Here is a 16,919-nt window from a genome sequence, read left to right as displayed (position 1 = left end):
GCGTCGCAGTCACGAGCGAGGACGGACTATCCGAACGGTCCCTTACCGCCGCCCATCATGTCGCCGAGACCGCCGCCTCCGCCGCCCATCTTCTTCATCATCCGCTGCATGTCTCCTTCGCCCATCCCCTGGAACTGGCTGATGGTTTGATCCATCATGCTGTGCTGTTCGAGCAGCTGACGGACCGTCTCCTCGTCGGTGCCGGAGCCGCGGGCGATCCGCTCGGTACGCGACTGACCGACGACGCGGGGGTTCTCGAGTTCCTCCTCGGTCATCGAATCCATGATCCGGTCGAACTTTCGCATCCGGTCCTGGGTGACGTCCATCGCGTCGTCCGGAAGCTGGTCCATCATGCCGCCGCCCATCCCCGGGATCATGTCCATCACCTGATCGAGCGGGCCCATGCGGTTCATCGCGTCCATCTGCTTTTGCATGTCCTTCAGGGTGAAGTTCCCCTCCAGAAGCTGTTCGGGGTCCCAGTCCTCGTCGTCCTCCTGTGCCTCCGCCATCGCGCGCTCGACGCGCTCGGAGAGCTGCTTGAGGTCGCCCATCCCGAGCAGCCGGGAGATGAATCCGGAGGGCTCGAAGCGCTCGATGTCCTGGACCGTCTCGCCGGTCCCCAGGAAGGCGATCGAGGAGCTCGTCTCGTTGACCGCGGTGAGGGCACCGCCACCCTTCGCCGTCCCGTCGAGTTTCGTGATGACGACGCCCTCGATGCCGATCGACTCCTCGAACTGCTGGGCCTGCTCCTTCGCTCCCTGTCCGATCGCGGCGTCGAGCACGAGCAGCGAGCGGTCGGGGTCGACCGCGCGCTCGATCTCCTCGATCTCCGCGATGAGGTCGTCCTCCAGCGCGTGTCGACCCGCCGTGTCGACGATGTGGACGTCGGCGTCGGCGGTCGCCGCCATCCCCTCGCGGGCGATCTCGACGGGGTCGTCGCCGTCGGGGTCGCCGTAGAACTCGACCTCCGCGCGCTCGCACATCTGTTTCGCCTGGTCGTACGCGCCGGGCCGGAACGTGTCCGTCTGGATCACCGCGGGGCGGAGTCCCTTCTTCGAGAACCACCACGCCATCTTCGCCGCGGAGGTCGTCTTCCCCGAGCCCTGGAGGCCGGCCAGCAGGATCGTCTGGTCCTCCAGGGGAAGCTCCGTGGAGTCGCCCACCAGCGCGACCATCTCCTCGTACACGATCTTGAGGACGTGGTCGCGGGCCGTGGTGCCGCCGGGCGGCTCCTCCTCCAGCGCGCGGGTCTCTATCGAGTCCGACAGCTCCATGACGAGCGAGACGTCGACGTCGGCGGAGAGCAGCGACCGCTGGATCTCCTTGACGATCTCCTCGACGTCGTCCTCGTCGAGCCGGGCCTTCCCCTGGAGCGTGTCGAGCGTGCCCCGCAGGGACGTACCGAGGTCGTCGAGTACCATTTGCGGGTCCGTAGACGGCCCACGCGGTAAAGGCTTCCTTCGTCGAGCGGACCGACACACCTCGCACCGAGTGAATCGTCGATGGGAGTCCAGTCGGGTCCGCAGTGGACGGAGACACACCACGTACCGAATGAGTCGGAAGTGTGAGTTCAAGAGCGCGGACAAAACCGAGTCGGAGGCACACCACGTACCGAGTGAATCGTGTCGAGGACGTTGTATCGGAGAGATACACCTCGCACCGAGTGATATCGGCCAATCAATGGTCGTCAAGCCCTTTGGTGACGACCTCGGGCGAGCGAAGCAACCGATGAACGCGATAGCTCCCCTCCCCGTGTCCGCCACCCGTGTGTTCACTCTCCGTAACACCGAGAAACGCCTGCTCCCTAAGTAGACGCTGGACGCGGTCGTAGCTCAAGGGATTCGCGTCGACCTGATCGGCAATTCGCTGATAGGCGTCGTACACTTCTGCGGTCCGAAAATTCCGTCGATCCGTCTGTTCCGTGAGTAGTGCGAGAGCACGGAGGATGTGTTTGACGTGAGGGGTCTGTCCACTGATCAGCTTCTGGAACCGGTTGATCTCGGCTCGTTCTACCGCCGCATCCACGTGCGTTTCGGTGACCCGATTCGCACGCTCTTTTTCGGCTAATCGGCCCGCTTCGTACAGCATATCGATGGCTTTGCGTGCATCACCGTGCTCACGTGCAGCAAGCGCCGCAGTCTTCGGGATGACACCGTCATCGAGCACATCGTCTACGAACGCGTCCCGACGTCGTGACAGGATCGCCTCCAACTGTGTCGCGTCGTACGGATCAAACACGAGTTCGTTGTCCTGCAAGGACGAGTCGACCCGCTCACTAAGTCGATCTCTGTACTCGATCTTATTACTGATACAGATCGCACCGATGAGTGCCTCTACTTTTCCGCTCTCTCGGGCACGGGACAAACTCCGTAGCAGGTCGTCTCCATCGAGCTTATCAACCTCGTCGAGAACAACGACGAACGACTGGACGTCACCTTCGGCAAGCAGCTCCCACGTTATATCGCGGTAGTCCGCAGCACTGATCCCTTTTCTCGGGATCGATCGCTCCTCAACCGTGCCATCGAGACCGGTCTGAAGCTCTCGAGCCATCTGTCTGCTCGCTTGCGTCTCCGTTCCGTAGTCGGAACAGTCGACGTACGCGTACGCGAAGATATGTCCGTTCTCCGCGGAACGATGCTTTGCCTCTCGAGTGACACACCTCGCAACGAGTGACTTTCCGGTTCCCGTTTTTCCGTAGATAATAGTCGTTTCCGGTGGACCACCCCGGACAGCAGGAGCAAGGGCACTACCGATAGCGTCGATCTCGTCGTCGCGACCGACGACCCGGTCAAGGTCCGGGACGTGGCCGACACGAACGAGTTGCCGATCTCTGAAGATCTCGCCCGTCTCGAAGATGTCACCACGATTCGCCATACCAACGAACCCGCGTTCTTATCACAAAAATGCACCGACCTCGAACCGAGTGAGATTATATAATAATCCGACATACCCATTGAGCGGACAGTACATTAGAATATTAAATAGTATATCAGACCAAAGTACACACTCCATGACGAGTGAGTTACTGAGTAGGGTAACGATCCACCGCCTCCAAGCGTTCCAAAACTACACTCGGTGCGAGGTGTGTCTATCCACCCCGACGGATCCCACGGAGCGACATCACCGACTGCTCGCTCGACGACTCACGCATCATCTCGCTCGACGAGCCGCGCGCCGGCCGCGTGCGTGTGACAGACCGCCGGGTCGTAGCCGGCGTCGGAGAGGCCGGTGCCGAGCGCGAACGCCGTCCGCCCGAGCATCGCCATCGACGCCGACCCGCCGGCCGCCTCGACCGCGTCGAGCGCCTCGGCGACCGCCGGAACGAGCAGATCGGCCCCCGCCGCGAACTCCCGAGAGGCGGTCATGAGCGTCGACAGCCGGGGGTCCCGGCGGAGCGTGGTCAGCGCACGCTCGCCGGCGGCGGAGAGGCCGGAGGTGTCACCCGCGAGCACCGCCTCCGTCGAGAGCTCGCCGAACGTCACGTACTCGACGCGCTCGCTCGCGGGGATCCCGTCGAGCTCGCCGTGTCCGGGCGCACCCGGCTGAACGCGGATCGGGACTCCGCCTCGCGCCTGCGCGACGACGTCGCCGAGGCCGGTTCCGCGCTCGACCTCCGCGACGTGAGCGGTCCGGACGAGTTCGTTCTCGGAGCGTCCCAGATCGAACGCGTCGTTCGCGGCGAGCGCGGTCCCGAGCGCTGCCGCGCCGGAGACGCCGAACCCCGCGCCGACAGGGAGGTCGCTCTCGATCGCGACCCGTGCCGTCGCGTCGGCGACGCCGAGCGCCGCGAGCACGTCGTCGACGACGCCGATCGTCGCCGGATCGCCGTCCAGCGTCACCGTGTCGGCCGCGACCGTCTCGCTCGTGACGGACGGAGACGGAGCAACGGTCGTCTCCACGCCGTCGGTCAGCGTGATCCCGGCACCGCGCGAACCGGCAGCCGCCGGATCGTCGGCCGGGTGTGCACTGAAGAAGGCCGTGACGTGGCCGGGGACGAACGCCGTCGCCCGCTCCGTGGTCATATCCCGTCCGAGACGGAGCGGGTGATTAACGGTTATCATCCGGCGGTGACGAGAAGTGACGGTAACCGATCGGAGCTACGAACCGTTTAGTCGGGGTAGACACATGGGACGGACAACGACCGCTCCATGACCGACACACGGATCGGCGTCGACGTCGGCGGCACGTTCACGGACGTGACGCTGCTCGTCGACGACGACCTCACCACCGCGAAGGTACCGACCACGACCGACCAGAGCGTCGGCGTCATCGACGGGGTCCGGAAGGCCTGCGAGACGGCCGGGATCGAGCCGACCGAGATCGACGCGTTCGCCCACGCGATGACCGTCTCCGTGAACGCCCTGCTCGAACGCGACGGCGCGCGGACGGCGCTCGTCACGACCGAGGGGTTCCGGGACGTCCTCGAGATCGGCCGCCAGACGCGCCCCGACCTGTACGATCTCGACGCCGAGAAGCCGGACCCGCTGGTGCCGCGCCGTCGACGCTTCGAGGTCGACGAGCGAGCGATCCCGGAGGCGATCGAGGAGACGGTCGACGCCGAGGCGGTCCGGGCGATCGCCGACGAGATCCGGGCGTCGGACGCCGAGAGCGCCGCCGTCTGTCTCCTCCACGCGTACGCGCAGCCAAGCAACGAGCGCCGGGTCGCCGAGCTGCTGCGCGAGGAGCTCTCGGTTCCGGTGTCCGCCTCCCACGAGGTGCTCCCGGAGTTCCGCGAGTTCGAGCGCACGGCGACGACCGCCGCCGAGGCGTACGTGACCCCCGGGATCGACGGCTACCTGGGCCGACTGCTCGACGGCGCACGCGAGGAAGGGCTCCCGGACCCGCGGATCATGGGCTCGAACGGCGGCGTCGCCGACGTCGAGACGGCCCGGTCGAACGCGATTCGGACGGTGCTGTCCGGCCCGGCCGCGGGCGTCGTCGGCGCGGCGGCGGCGGTCGGCGAGGACGCGGGCGATGCGGCGACGGGTGACCGAGACCGCGAGGGCGTCGTCACCTTCGACATGGGCGGGACCTCGAGCGACGTGAGCCTCGTGCGCGACGGGAGCGCCGAGCGCACGTCCGACACGGAGATCGACGGCATCCCGATCCGGACGCCGATGGTCGACGTCGAGACGGTCGGGGCGGGCGGCGGCTCGATCGCGTGGACCGACGCGGGCGGCGCGTTACGCGTCGGTCCCGAGTCGGCCGGCGCGGAGCCGGGCCCGGCCTGCTACGGTAAGGGCGGAACCCGGGCGACGGTGACGGACGCGAACGTCGTTCTCGGCTACATCGGCCCGGACGCGGCGCTCGGCGGCGAGCTCTCGATCGACGTTGACGCCGCCGACGACGCGCTCGACCGGCTGGCCGACGAGGCCGGGCTGGCGGACGCGACCGAGGCCGCCCTCGGGGTCCACCGCGTCGCGAACGCGACGATGACCCGCGCGATCCGGTCGGTGACCGTCGAACGGGGCCACGATCCGCGCCGGTTCGGACTCGTCGCGTTCGGCGGCGCGGGGCCGATGCACGCCGCCGCGCTCGCCGAGGGACTCGACGTCTCCCGCGTGATCGTTCCCGGACCGGCCGGGGTGTTGTCGGCGTACGGCCTGCTCGCGGCCGACGAGAGCCACGACGCGGTCCGAACCGTTCGGATCCCGCTGTCGGGCGGGGACGCGCTCGGAGCCGACGCGACCGGAGCGGATGCGACCGGAACCGATGCGACCGGAACCGACCACGCGGAGTCCGCGGTCGAAGAGGCCGAATCGACCTACGACGCGGTGACAGATCGGGTGCTCGCGGACGTCTCAGACCCGGACACGGCACGGATCGAACGAGGGGCCGACTGTCGGTACGTCGGGCAGAGTTTCGAGCTGACCGTTCCGGTCGAGAGCGGTTCCGGTGAGTTCGACCCCGCAGTCGTCGCAGAGCGGTTCCACGACGCCCACGAGCGCGCGTACGGGTACCGGCTTGACGAGGCCGTCGAGGCGGTGAACCTCCGGGTCACCGCGACCGTCGACACCGATCCACCCGGCGTACGTTACGCGGGCGGGGGCGATGCCGAGATCGGCTCGCGGGCGGCGACGTTTCCGGAGACGGGACCCGTCGATGCGACCGTGTACGACCGGAGCGCTCTGTCGGTCGGCGAGCGCGTGCGGGGGCCGGCTGTGCTCGAACAGGCCGAGAGCACGACCGTCGTCCCGCCCGGCTGGGCCGGAGAGATCCGACAGAACGGAACGCTGGTCCTGGATAGGGTCGTGGAAGCGGGAGGGAAGATCGAGGGCGACAGGGAAGCAGCCGACTCCGGAGGTGACCAATGAGCGACGAGATCGATCCCGTCACCCTCGAAGTGCTCCGGAACCAGCTCGAGGGGGTCGCGGAGGAGATGGGCCAAGTACTCATCCGTGGCGCATACTCGCCGAACATCAAGGAGCGGCAGGACTGCTCGACCGCGCTGTTCGACGCCGACGGACGCATGGTCGCGCAGGCGGAACACATCCCCGTCCACCTCGGCGCGATGCCGGAAGCCGTGGCGGCCGTCCGCGAGCGCGACCCGGTGCCGGGAGACGTGTTCGTGCTCAACGACCCGTTCACCGGCGGGACGCACCTGCCCGACGTCACGCTCGTCTCGCCGATCGCGCTCGACGGTAGCGGCGGAGACGAGGACAGTGAGTCCGGCACGATCGGCCTCGCGAGCGACGACCGCGAGATCGTCGGCTACGCCGTCTCCCGCGCACACCACGCCGACGTCGGCGGGATGACGCCCGGCAGCATGCCTGCGGGAGCCCGCGAGATTCACCAGGAGGGGCTCAGGCTCCCGCCGATCCGGCTCGTGAAGGCGGGCGATCGCGACGAGGCGCTGTTCGAACTGCTGCTCGCGAACGTCCGGAGCCCGGACGAGCGCCGCGCGGACCTCAGGGCACAGATCGCGGCGAACGAGCGGGCCGAGAGTCGGCTCCGCGAACTCGTCTCCGACCACGGCCGCGGGCGGATCGAGGCGGCGTTCGACGCCGTGATCGGTTACTCGTACGACCGGATCGTCGACGAGGTCCGGGCGCTTCCGGACGGGACCTACGAGGCGGCCGACGTGCTGGAGGGGGACGGCGTGACCGACGAGGACGTCCCGATCCGCGTCGCGGTGACGGTCGACGGCGAGGCGATCGACGTCGATTTCGCGGGCACCGCCGACCAGGTCGCGGGCAACCTCAACGCGCCGCTGGCGGTGGCGAAAAGCGCCGTCTACTTCGTCGTACGCTGCGTAACCGACCCCGAGATCCCGCCGAACCACGGCTGTTACGAGCCGATCCGCATCGATGCGCCCGAGGGATCGCTTTTGAACCCCGCACCGCCGGCCGCGGTCGTCGGCGGCAACGTGGAGACGAGCCAGCGCGTCACCGACGTCGTCCTCGCCGCCTTCGCGAACGCCGCGCCGGACCGGGTTCCCGCGGCAAGCCAGGGAACGATGAACAACCTCACGATCGGCGGTCGAGGACGGTCCGGGGAGGGTGACAGTCCGACCGACGGCACGTTCACCTACTACGAGACGATCGGCGGCGGCTTCGGTGGACGCTCGGAGAAGGACGGGATGGACGGCGTGCAGGTCGGCATGACGAACACGCTCAACACCCCCGTCGAGGCGCTGGAGACCGAGTACCCGCTCCGCGTCGAACGCTACGCGCTCCGCCCGGACAGCGGGGGCGACGGGCGGCATCGCGGCGGGCTCGGGATCGAGCGATCCGTCCGGCTGGCGGCGGACGCGACCGTCTCGCTGCTCACCGAGCGCCGCCGTCATCCCCCCGCGGGCGTCGACGGCGGCGAGTCCGGTGCGCTCGGCGAGAACCTGATCGACGGCGAGCCCGTCGGCGCGAAGACGACGGTCGACGTGCCCGCCGGCACGACGGTGACCGTCCGAACGCCCGGCGGCGGCGGCCACGGCGACCCCGGGGAACGGGATCCGGACGCCATCGACGCCGACCGCGCCGACGGGAAGGTGACCGGCGACGAGTGAACGGCCGGCCGCGAACGGGCGGCTCCGAAGCTTCTTGCGTCCCGTCGGTCCATATCGAGTATGCCAACCGACGCCCAGCAGGCGTGTTTCGAGGCGGGGATCAAGTTCGGATCGCTGTATCACCAGTTCGCGGGGACGCCCGTGAGCCCGCGGAGCGCCCGGAGCCTGGAGACCGCGATGGCGGAGGCGATCGGGAACCAGCCGTACTGCGAGTCCGTCTCCGTCTCCATCGACGACGAGCGCGTCGCGGCGGCGATCGACCACGAGAACGGCTACACGGAGCTGACCGGGTCGCTGATGGACGTCGAGATGCGGATCGACTACGAGGACGTCAGCATCCGGACCAGAATGGCGATGCGGGACGGCTATCCACTGATGGAACTCGTCGACGTCGAGGAGTCGACGGATGCGGCGTGAACGACACGGCACGTGAATCGATCGTCGGACGACTCGTCCAACGCCGGCGCGCGAGTCGCGAGGGTGACCGAAGGATCCGCCGAGCGGTCGACGATGCCGAGGCGGAACTGAACGGCGATAGCGGTCCGAATCGGCGTGAGACGCCGCGGCGAGCCGCGTTCCACTTCCGCTTTCGGGCGCGATTTTAAAAGGGACGGGACCGACATCCGGAGTATGCCCCAGTCCACGTTCGACGACGACGACCTGTTCGGCGAGGCCGCCGAGGAAACCCGCGCCGAAGTCGCGGACCACCTCGCGGCCGCCCGCGAGGAGCTCCCCGATCCCGACGACGTGTGGCTGACCGACGCGGACAACGTGCTCGGCGCGCTCAACGGGCTCAAATCCGCGCTCGACGTCGGCGACGCCGTCGACCACGTCCGGTCGGCGAAGAAGGCGTACGTCCTCGGCGAGCGCGCCGACGCGTTCGAGGACGCCGACGACCTGAAAGCGGAGGTCGAGGAGCTGGAGTCGCTCGTCGCCGACATCGAGGCGGCCGCCGAGGAAGTCGCCTCGCTCACCGGAACGGTCCCCGCCATCCGCGGCGCGTTACAGGACGCCGCGGACGACGCGGACGACGAGTAGCCGCGGGCGCATCGAGCGGTCAACGGTCGGCTCTGGACGGCCCCGCTGGTCGCGGGCCAAGAGCTGACTGAACCCATCAGATGGGATGCGATTGGGATTATGCCCTATTATCATATATATGAAGTCCTTATAACACAGTAGCTGGATGGATGATCCGGAAGACCGCATAATGGTAGACGATTCTGAACTATCCGATCTCACCGTTGCAGCGTATCACGATCGCCTTCGAGACGGTCGGCTCACCGTCGAGTCCGTCGTCGAACAGTACCTCGACCGGATCGAGCGGTACGACCGGTCCGGACCGGAGCTCAACGCGATACTCACGGTCAACCCCGAGGCGCTCGACAGAGCACGGGCGCTCGACGACCGACTCGAAGCGGTGGAGGTCGGCGGGTCGCTGTACGGCGTGCCGGTCCTGATAAAAGACCAGGCGATGACCGAGGGCGTGACGACGACGTTCGGTTCCGAGGCGTTCGCGGAGTACGTCCCGGACCGGAACGCGACGGTGGTCGACCGCCTCGAGGACGCGGGAGCCGTCGTGCTCGCGAAGACGAACCTCCCGGACTTCGCCGCCGGATTCGTCGGCTACTCCTCGGCGGGCGGACAGACCCGGAACCCGTACGATCTCGAACGAGATGCGGGCGGATCGAGCGCGGGCACCGGCTCGGGGATCGCGGCGAATCTCGGACTCGTGGGGATCGGCGAGGACACCGGGGGATCGATCCGCGTGCCCGCATCGTTCTGTAACCTGTTCGGCCTGCGCGTCACGACCGGCCTGATAAGTCGCGCGGGACTCTCGCCGTTGGTCACCGAACAGGACACCGCCGGCCCGATGTGTCGCACCGTCGAGGACCTCGCTCGGACGCTCGATGCGATCGTCGGGTTCGACCCCGACGACGAGGCGACCGCGATCCACGCGGCATGGGACGGCGCTCGAGGGTTCCGTGCGGCGGCCGACGCCGCCGATCGGTCGACGCTCGCGTCGACGCGGATCGGCGTCCTCCGTGACGCGTTCGGCGACGACTCGCGTGCGATGCCCGTCACCGAGGTGGTCGACGCGGCGCTCGAAACGATGACCGAGGCCGGCGCGACGGTCGTCGACCCCGTATCGATCCCCGATCTGGCGTCGTTCGTCGACGACACGGCGCTGTACGAGCTCGTCGCCAAGCGGAATCTGAACGCGTTCTTCGCCGAACTCACCGATTCCCCGGTCGACTCGCTCGACGAACTGTACGACTCCGGCGCGTACCACGATCGACTGGAGCTGATCGAAACGATCGCGGGCGGTCCCACGGACCCGACCGGCGATCGAGAGTACTGGTGGCGGCTCGCACGCCAGACGGCGTTCCGTCGAGCGATCGAGTACACACTCGCGACGACGGAGCTGGACGCGATCGCCTTTCCGGACGTGCAGGTCGTCCCGCCGATCGCCGAGGGGTATCACACCGGCGAGACGACGCGGGCTGACGTCCCGACGAACACGTTCATCGCCTCCCAGTCCGGCTGTCCGGCGATCTCCATGCCAGCGGGGTTCACCGACGACGGGCTTCCCGTCGGCATCGAACTGCTCGGCGCGCCGCTGTCCGATCGTCGCCTCGTCGCGCTTGCGGCGGCGTACGAGTCGATCGCGGAGCCGCGTGTCCCGCCCGTGCTCGACGCGACCGATACGATCGACGGGGAGCGTCCGTGAGCGAGCCGCTGTCGACGGACGACGTCCACGACGATCCCGCACCGTACTCGCAGGGAATAATGACCGGGCGGACGATCCGTCTCGCCGGACAGGTGCCCGACGACCGGGACGGACGGATCGTGGGGACGGGCATCGAGAGCCAGACGCGACAGGCGGTCGCGAACGTGGAGGCGCTGCTCGCGGTCGCCGACGCCACGCTTCGTGACGTCGTCTCCGTCACGGCGTACCTCGTCGATCGGGGCGACGTCGACGGGTTCAACGCGACGTACGCGGCGGCGTTCCCTGAGCCGAGGCCGGCGCGCGCGACGGTGATCGTCGAGGACCTCGTGGTCGACGCGCTGGTCGAGATCCAAGCCACCGCAGTCCGACCCGCTGGAGAGTCGCCGGGATCAGCCCCGTCGGCGCTCGACGGCTCGTCCGACTGAAACGGCGGGGCGGCGTCAGGCCGTCCGCCAGGAGAACGCCCGTTGCTGGATCGGGCTCAACACGAGGTACTCGATAACCAACACGACGCCGATGAACAGCACCGCGTACGCGAGCACTTCCGCGATGTTCCCCTGCAGGAACCAGAACCTGACCCGTGCGCCGACGCCGTTGCTTATCCCGAACACCTCCGCGATAACCGCGACCTTCCAGGTCATCCCGAAGAGGTATCGAAGCGAAGCGAACACGTACGACAGCAGGTGTGGGACATACACGTACCGCCAGATCAACGACCGGTCGGCCTCGAACGCTCGGCCCATCTCGACGAGGTTCGGATCGAGGTCCTGGATGCCCTGCCAGATCGTCACGAGTGCGAACGGAGTGTAAACGAACGCGACCGAGAGGACGACCGCCTGCGAGTTGAACCCGACGATAACCATCACGATGAGGATGACGACCACGTCCGGTGGGGTCATCCACACGGGAAGCCACGCCTCGAAGACGCGAGCGACCCGGTCGTTCGCCTTCATCGCGATCCCAATCGCGACGGCGAGCGTCAACGCCAGCGCCGTCGCCAACAGGACGCGGCCGAACGTCACCCACAGGTGATACAGTGCGGAGTTGCCGTCGATGTCCCCGTCGACCGTGAACTCGACTATCAGCTCGGCGACGGTGAGCGGCGGCGGGAACATGCGCGCGTCGTACAGCGACAGCAGCGTCCATGCAACGAGTACCCCCGCGATCGAGACGGCGATCCGGCTCGTTCGGTTCATTCGTCGTCGGGACCAGCGTCGGCTTCCAGATGGACGAAGAACCGGTCCATCATCCGTGATTCGTGTTCGATCAGTTCCTCGTCGCCGATCGCTCTCGGGCGCGGCACGTCGACGCTGACCTGATCGAAGAGCCGACCGTCCCCGTCGAGGACCAGGATCTCGTCGGAGAGGAACACCGCCTCACTACTGTTGTGCGTCACGAAGACGATCGTCTTACCCGTCTCCTTCCAGATCTCGAGGAGATCCTGTCTGAGCTCTTTCGCCGTGAACTCGTCGAGGCTGCTGAACGGCTCGTCCATGAGCAGGATCTCGGGGTCGACTGCCAGTGCGCGAGCGATCCCGACCCGCTGGCGCATCCCCCCGGAGAGCTGCTGGGGATAGCTGTCGATCTCCGTTTCGAGCCCGACGAGTTCGAGGTACCGGTAGATCCGACCGGCGTGGTCCTCCGGCGGGACGCCCTGGGCCCGGAGTGCGAACCGAACGTTCTCGCCGATCGTGATCCAGTCGAGCAACCGGGGCTCTTGGAACACGTAGCTGTAGAAGAACTCGCCCGGCTCGACCACCTCGCCGTTTCGGGTGATCGTCCCCTCGTCGGGCACGATCAGCCCGGAGATGACGTTGAGCAGCGTCGACTTGCCACAGCCCGACGGACCCATGATCGACGTGAACGCGCCCTCGGCGAGCTCGAAGGAGAGATCCTCGAAGACCGTGAACGTGCCGTCGCCGTCCGCGAACGATTTCCGGAGGTTCGAGAACCGGATGGTTCCCTCGGCGTCGACGTCGGCGGCATCGCTGGCATCGACGGCACCGTCGGCATCGCTGGCATCAGCGACATCGTCGGCACGCTGTGGCGGCGGCGACCGTCCGGCGGGCTCCGACGACTCCGAGCGTTCCGCCGCCGTTGACCCCTCGGCCGGGGAGCGACGGGAGGCGTCGTCGGAGCTCATCGGACCCCAGTCGTCAAGCGACCGGACCGTCGGTCTCGCGCGATCGTGTCAGACACGGAGCGTGGCACCGACATTCACGACTCCGCCTCCTCGCGGAGCGCGTCGATCGAGATGACGTGGTCCTCGCGTGGCGGGACGGCCTCGACCGATCCCAGCTCCTCCATCGCCTCGATCAGCTGCCACTGGGAGTCGATGAGTTCGTCGTCGTACTCGTCGACCGGGAGGTGTAGATCGCCCGATGCCGCGAGATCGACGACTGCCTCCCGGTCCTCGAAGGCGACGCCCGCGAGCTGCCCGTACTGCTCGACGACGCTCTCCGCGTTCGACTCGACGTGCGACTGTGCGGCGGCCCAGCCCTCGACGAGCGCCAGTGCGACGTCGTAGTTGTTCTCGAGCCAGCTCCGAGTGGCGCACCACGGGGTGATGAGCGGCGGGTAGCCGGTCTGTTCCTCCCACGCTTCCCACGCGTTGAACACTGGACGGACCTCGTCGGGGTTCGCCAAGCCGCGAACCGTCTGCCCGGTGAACTGTAGCATCGCGTCGACCTCGTCCTGTTCGACCATCAGGTCCCACAGGGTGGCTGGGTCGGAGTCGACGTCCTCGTTCGCCTCGCGAATGTCGAACCCGTACTGCTCGGCGATGATCGCCTGCGTGTACGTGCCGGTACCCGTCGCCCAGCCCGGATGCCCGAACCTGACGCCCTGTAAGTCCTCGACGGTCTCGATGTCGGAGTCAGTCGGGACGAAAATGGAGTTGATCTGCGTGAGACAGGGGCCGAACTGGACGAGATCCTCACCCGCCGAGACGTACTGTGAGAGGTTGTTGTACTCGAGCAGTCCGACCTCGTTTGCACCCGTCGGAAGGGCGTTGACGAACCGGCCGTACGCCGCGACCTCCGGGTTGAAATCGACGCCCTCGTCGTTCCAGAGCCCCTCGTCGGTGCCCGAGAGGAAGTGGATGATGTTGAGGTTCCCCTCCGGCGTCAACAGATCGACGGATCCGATCGGACCGTCCGCGTCAGCGCCATCTCCGATGTCGGACTCCGCATCGCCGTCATCACCGAGACACCCCGCGACTCCCGCCGCCATCATGAGTGCGGAAGTCCCGGACGTTTTGAGCATCGATCTTCGACTTATATCGGGTTTCTGCATTACAATCGTTGTCTGTCGCAGTTTGTTTTAATGTTTTTGTAGTGTTAAAGAACAATTAAGTATACACTTGGTTGGGGGAAGAGGGTACGTCCTAATATTCGTATTCGATCAGCTTTCGTCCGTATAACGCACGATCCGTCGGACCGGGGGACGACCGAACCCGGACCAAGCGGTGGGATGCGTCGAGAGGAAGGGTCGGAGCTGACGGAGTGGATCCGTTGAAATCCTATTCGGTAGACACGGTTTCGCCTGAAAAAGCCGGTCGGTGAAGAGTGCTTTGGCTCTGTTGAGATCCTTCACAACTGATACGAACTGCGTGCTGAATACAGGGCGCGCAACAGTCATCAGAATTGGCTCAGAAAACATCGGCTGATCCGATACAAACAGCGGAAAACAATACTGTGACTATCGAATTCTCCTCAGTTTTTGTAAGGATTCGCGTGTGGAATACAAAAGTTACTGGCACAGACTGTCTTCCTTTCCAAAGAGCAAGGCTTATCCAGAGCATATTTGTTTTGATTATTATGGTGAATCGTGATGAGTCAATCTCTGTGTTATGTGTTGATGATGAACCCGGTCTCGCAGATCTGACAGCCACGTTTCTGGAGCGCTTCGCCGAGCAGTTCGACACGAGTACCGCCGAAACCGCACAAGAGGGGCTGAACTATCTGGATGAAAATCCCGTGGATTGCATTGTAAGTGACTACGATATGCCGGGGATGGATGGGCTTGCATTTCTTCAAGCTATCCGGGCAACGAGTCCCGAGCTTCCTTTTATTTTGTTCACTGGCCGTGGCTCAGAAGAAATTGCCAGTGACGCGATTTCAGCGGGTGTTAGCGATTATATGCAGAAAGAATCCGGCAATGAGCAGTACGCCATGCTTGGTCAGCGGATACGGAACGTCGTGAACAGATACCGCTCACACAGTGAAAAGCGAGAAGCCGAAACCAGAGCAGAGACCATACTCGAAGCCTCGCCCGACGCCATCCTCGTTAGTGTCGAGAGTGAGTTCGTCTATACCAATCATGCCGCCTGTGACCTCTATGAGGTATCCGAGAAGTCTGCGCTTCTTGGTCGACAGGTCGGTGAGTTTATTCATCCAGATTACCGCGACGATGTCGACAAACAATTACGACAGGTCGAAACTGGCGAAAAACCTGCTGACCACATTCCAAGAACGCTATTAACACTTGAGGGTAAGGAGATCCCCGTTGAAGTCACTGCCAGGCATATTGTATGGGACGGTAACCCGGGCGTTGTGGCAATCGTCCGCGACCTCTCGCTAAAAGAGGCGCAGATACGTAAACAAGAACGATACGAAGCGTCGTTCCAGCAAGCATTCGACGCGATGGTCGTTGCAGACGACGAGGGTCGGTATATTGAAGCAAATCAGAGTGCCTGTGAGCTATTCGGACTGGAAAAAGAGGAACTCCTGGGTCGGTCAATAGAAGAGTTCACGCCAGAGGGGTATGATTTTGAGGCGGTTTGGCGACAGTTAGAGGAGAACTTCACTGATAGGGGGACGTTTGAGATTGTCTGTGATGATGGTGAAAAGCGAGTTGTCGAGTACGCGGCGACAGCGAATATTGTTTCGGGGGAACATCTTTCGGTTCTTCGTGATGTGACAGATCAGGCCAAACGGGAGTGGGTACTCAGAGAGATGTATAATATCATCTCGACCCGGGACCAGTCGTTCGAGGGACAAGTCGCAGCAATGCTCGAATTGGGACGACAGGAACTCGATGTTGCCTACGGGACACTCTCTCAGATCCAGGGCGAGGACTACATGTTCGAAATTGTCGAGGCTGACGACGATAGTATTCAAGCAGGAGATGTTGTGCCGGTGACTGCGACGAACTGTGAGATTGCCGCGAACACGGAACAAACACTTGTTCTCGGAGACATCGAACGGGACGCACCTGAGGAAACGCATCGAGCGGGGTACGCCGAGTGGGGGATCTCTTGCTATCTTGGTGCTCCCGTCTTTGTTGACAACGAGGTGTACGGAACGTTTTGCTTTTATGATACAGAGTCACGCGGGGGGCAGTTCTCGGAGTGGGAGGTGACACTTGTCGATCTCATGAGTCGGTGGGTTGGCTACGAACTCCAGCGTCAGCAAGCCAATACGCGTCTCCAACAACAGAATGAAAAACTCGACCAGTTTGCATTGCTCGTCGCACATGATCTTCGAAACCCATTGAATGTCCTTCTGGGGTCACTTCAGTTCGCAGAAGAGGCCGGTGAGGGAGAGCATTTCCAGCGATGCTACAAGGCGGTTAACCGTATGGACGCACTCATCGATGACTTATTATCGTTGGCTCATGCCGGAGCGATCATTGATGAGACAGAATCAGTGTCGATCGGTTCGGTGATAGAAGAGTGTTGGCAGACGGTCGAAGTGGCGACGGGGAGGCTTGAGCTTGAACTCGATACAGCGACCGTCATCGAAGCCGATAAAAGTCGGCTCAAACAGCTTTTTGAGAACCTCATTCGGAATGCGTTCGACCACGGAACCGACGAGACGACGGTGACCGTTGGTTCGTTTGCCGATGGGTTCTACGTTGCGGATGATGGGCCAGGGATTCCCAAGGATAACCGAGAGCAGGTGTTCGAGGGAGGATTTACCACGTTAGAAGGCGGAACAGGATTCGGTCTTGCGATTGTAAAGGAGATTGTCGAAGCTCATGGATGGGAAATTCATGTCACTGCAGGTACCAGTGGTGGCGCACGGTTCGAGATCACTGACGTTGAATTCACTGCTGAATAGAACCTCTAGGCCTTGTTTAGACGCCAGCGTTCAGCGATCTGCCACCTCGATTGCGCGTTCGATGTTTCGCACCGCTGATTTCATGACAAGTTCGCGGAATTGACCGAACCACGTTCTGGCCCACAGC

General features: G+C 64.6%; 13 protein-coding genes and 1 pseudogene. 7 read left to right on the top strand and 7 right to left on the bottom strand.

Features of this window, described 5'->3' with window-relative positions; all coding sequences use genetic code 11:
* Window positions 1-26: 26 nt before the first annotated feature.
* From ACNSN7_RS13755 to ACNSN7_RS13745, 3 genes are all read right to left on the bottom strand, one after another.
* On the bottom strand, window positions 27-1,421 hold the full coding sequence (locus tag ACNSN7_RS13755) for a signal recognition particle protein Srp54 (protein ID WP_418282870.1): 1,395 nt from the start codon (window positions 1,419-1,421) through the stop codon (window positions 27-29).
* Window positions 1,422-1,677: 256 nt separating this feature from the next.
* Window positions 1,678-2,874, bottom strand: a complete 1,197-nt coding sequence (locus ACNSN7_RS13750; protein ID WP_418282869.1) for a Cdc6/Cdc18 family protein — start codon at window positions 2,872-2,874, stop codon at window positions 1,678-1,680.
* Between the two features lie 269 nt (window positions 2,875-3,143).
* Window positions 3,144-4,022 (bottom strand): pantoate kinase, encoded by an 879-nt coding sequence (locus ACNSN7_RS13745; protein WP_418282868.1) that lies wholly within the window; start codon window positions 4,020-4,022, stop codon window positions 3,144-3,146.
* A gap of 126 nt (window positions 4,023-4,148) precedes the next feature.
* Between ACNSN7_RS13745 and ACNSN7_RS13740 the strand changes: the two genes are divergently transcribed.
* From ACNSN7_RS13740 to ACNSN7_RS13715, 6 genes are all read left to right on the top strand, one after another.
* Window positions 4,149-6,314, top strand: coding sequence for a hydantoinase/oxoprolinase family protein (locus ACNSN7_RS13740; protein ID WP_418282867.1), 2,166 nt, complete (start codon window positions 4,149-4,151; stop codon window positions 6,312-6,314).
* On the top strand, window positions 6,311-8,002 hold the full coding sequence (locus tag ACNSN7_RS13735; protein ID WP_418282866.1) for a hydantoinase B/oxoprolinase family protein: 1,692 nt from the start codon (window positions 6,311-6,313) through the stop codon (window positions 8,000-8,002). The genes ACNSN7_RS13740 and ACNSN7_RS13735 overlap by 4 nt, the downstream gene beginning before the upstream one ends.
* A gap of 60 nt (window positions 8,003-8,062) precedes the next feature.
* Entirely contained in the window at window positions 8,063-8,419 is a 357-nt protein-coding gene (locus ACNSN7_RS13730) for a dihydroneopterin aldolase family protein (protein WP_418282865.1), read from the top strand.
* Between the two features lie 213 nt (window positions 8,420-8,632).
* Window positions 8,633-9,040 (top strand): DUF5790 family protein, encoded by a 408-nt coding sequence (locus ACNSN7_RS13725; RefSeq protein WP_418282864.1) that lies wholly within the window; start codon window positions 8,633-8,635, stop codon window positions 9,038-9,040.
* A 169-nt stretch (window positions 9,041-9,209) separates the two neighbouring features.
* On the top strand, window positions 9,210-10,730 hold the full coding sequence (locus ACNSN7_RS13720; RefSeq protein ID WP_418282863.1) for an amidase: 1,521 nt from the start codon (window positions 9,210-9,212) through the stop codon (window positions 10,728-10,730).
* Window positions 10,727-11,155, top strand: coding sequence for a RidA family protein (locus ACNSN7_RS13715; RefSeq protein WP_418282862.1), 429 nt, complete (start codon window positions 10,727-10,729; stop codon window positions 11,153-11,155). Before ACNSN7_RS13720 ends, ACNSN7_RS13715 begins: the two co-directional genes overlap by 4 nt.
* Window positions 11,156-11,170: 15 nt before the next feature.
* On the opposite strand, the gene ACNSN7_RS13710 is transcribed toward ACNSN7_RS13715, so the two are convergent.
* From ACNSN7_RS13710 to ACNSN7_RS13700, 3 genes are all read right to left on the bottom strand, one after another.
* The gene (locus ACNSN7_RS13710; protein ID WP_418282861.1) at window positions 11,171-11,926 is read right to left on the bottom strand and encodes an ABC transporter permease; all 756 of its coding nucleotides are present in this window, start codon (window positions 11,924-11,926) and stop codon (window positions 11,171-11,173) included.
* Window positions 11,923-12,873 (bottom strand): ABC transporter ATP-binding protein, encoded by a 951-nt coding sequence (locus tag ACNSN7_RS13705; RefSeq protein WP_418282860.1) that lies wholly within the window; start codon window positions 12,871-12,873, stop codon window positions 11,923-11,925. Before ACNSN7_RS13705 ends, ACNSN7_RS13710 begins: the two co-directional genes overlap by 4 nt.
* 74 nt (window positions 12,874-12,947) lie before the next feature.
* Window positions 12,948-13,961: an ABC transporter substrate-binding protein gene (locus tag ACNSN7_RS13700; RefSeq protein ID WP_418282859.1), complete on the bottom strand. Its 1,014-nt coding sequence runs from the start codon at window positions 13,959-13,961 to the stop codon at window positions 12,948-12,950.
* A gap of 587 nt (window positions 13,962-14,548) precedes the next feature.
* On the opposite strand from ACNSN7_RS13700, the gene ACNSN7_RS13695 reads away from it, so the two are divergent.
* On the top strand, window positions 14,549-16,792 hold the full coding sequence (locus ACNSN7_RS13695; RefSeq protein ID WP_418282858.1) for a PAS domain S-box protein: 2,244 nt from the start codon (window positions 14,549-14,551) through the stop codon (window positions 16,790-16,792).
* 30 nt (window positions 16,793-16,822) lie between these two features.
* Here the strand turns inward: ACNSN7_RS13695 and ACNSN7_RS13690 are convergent.
* Window positions 16,823-16,919 (bottom strand): annotated as a pseudogene (locus tag ACNSN7_RS13690) (IS5/IS1182 family transposase); the annotation flags it as partial.

Source organism: Halorubrum rarum (genome assembly GCF_048380895.1).
Taxonomy (GTDB): domain Archaea; phylum Halobacteriota; class Halobacteria; order Halobacteriales; family Haloferacaceae; genus Halorubrum.
This window is presented reverse-complemented; position numbering and strand designations above follow the sequence as displayed.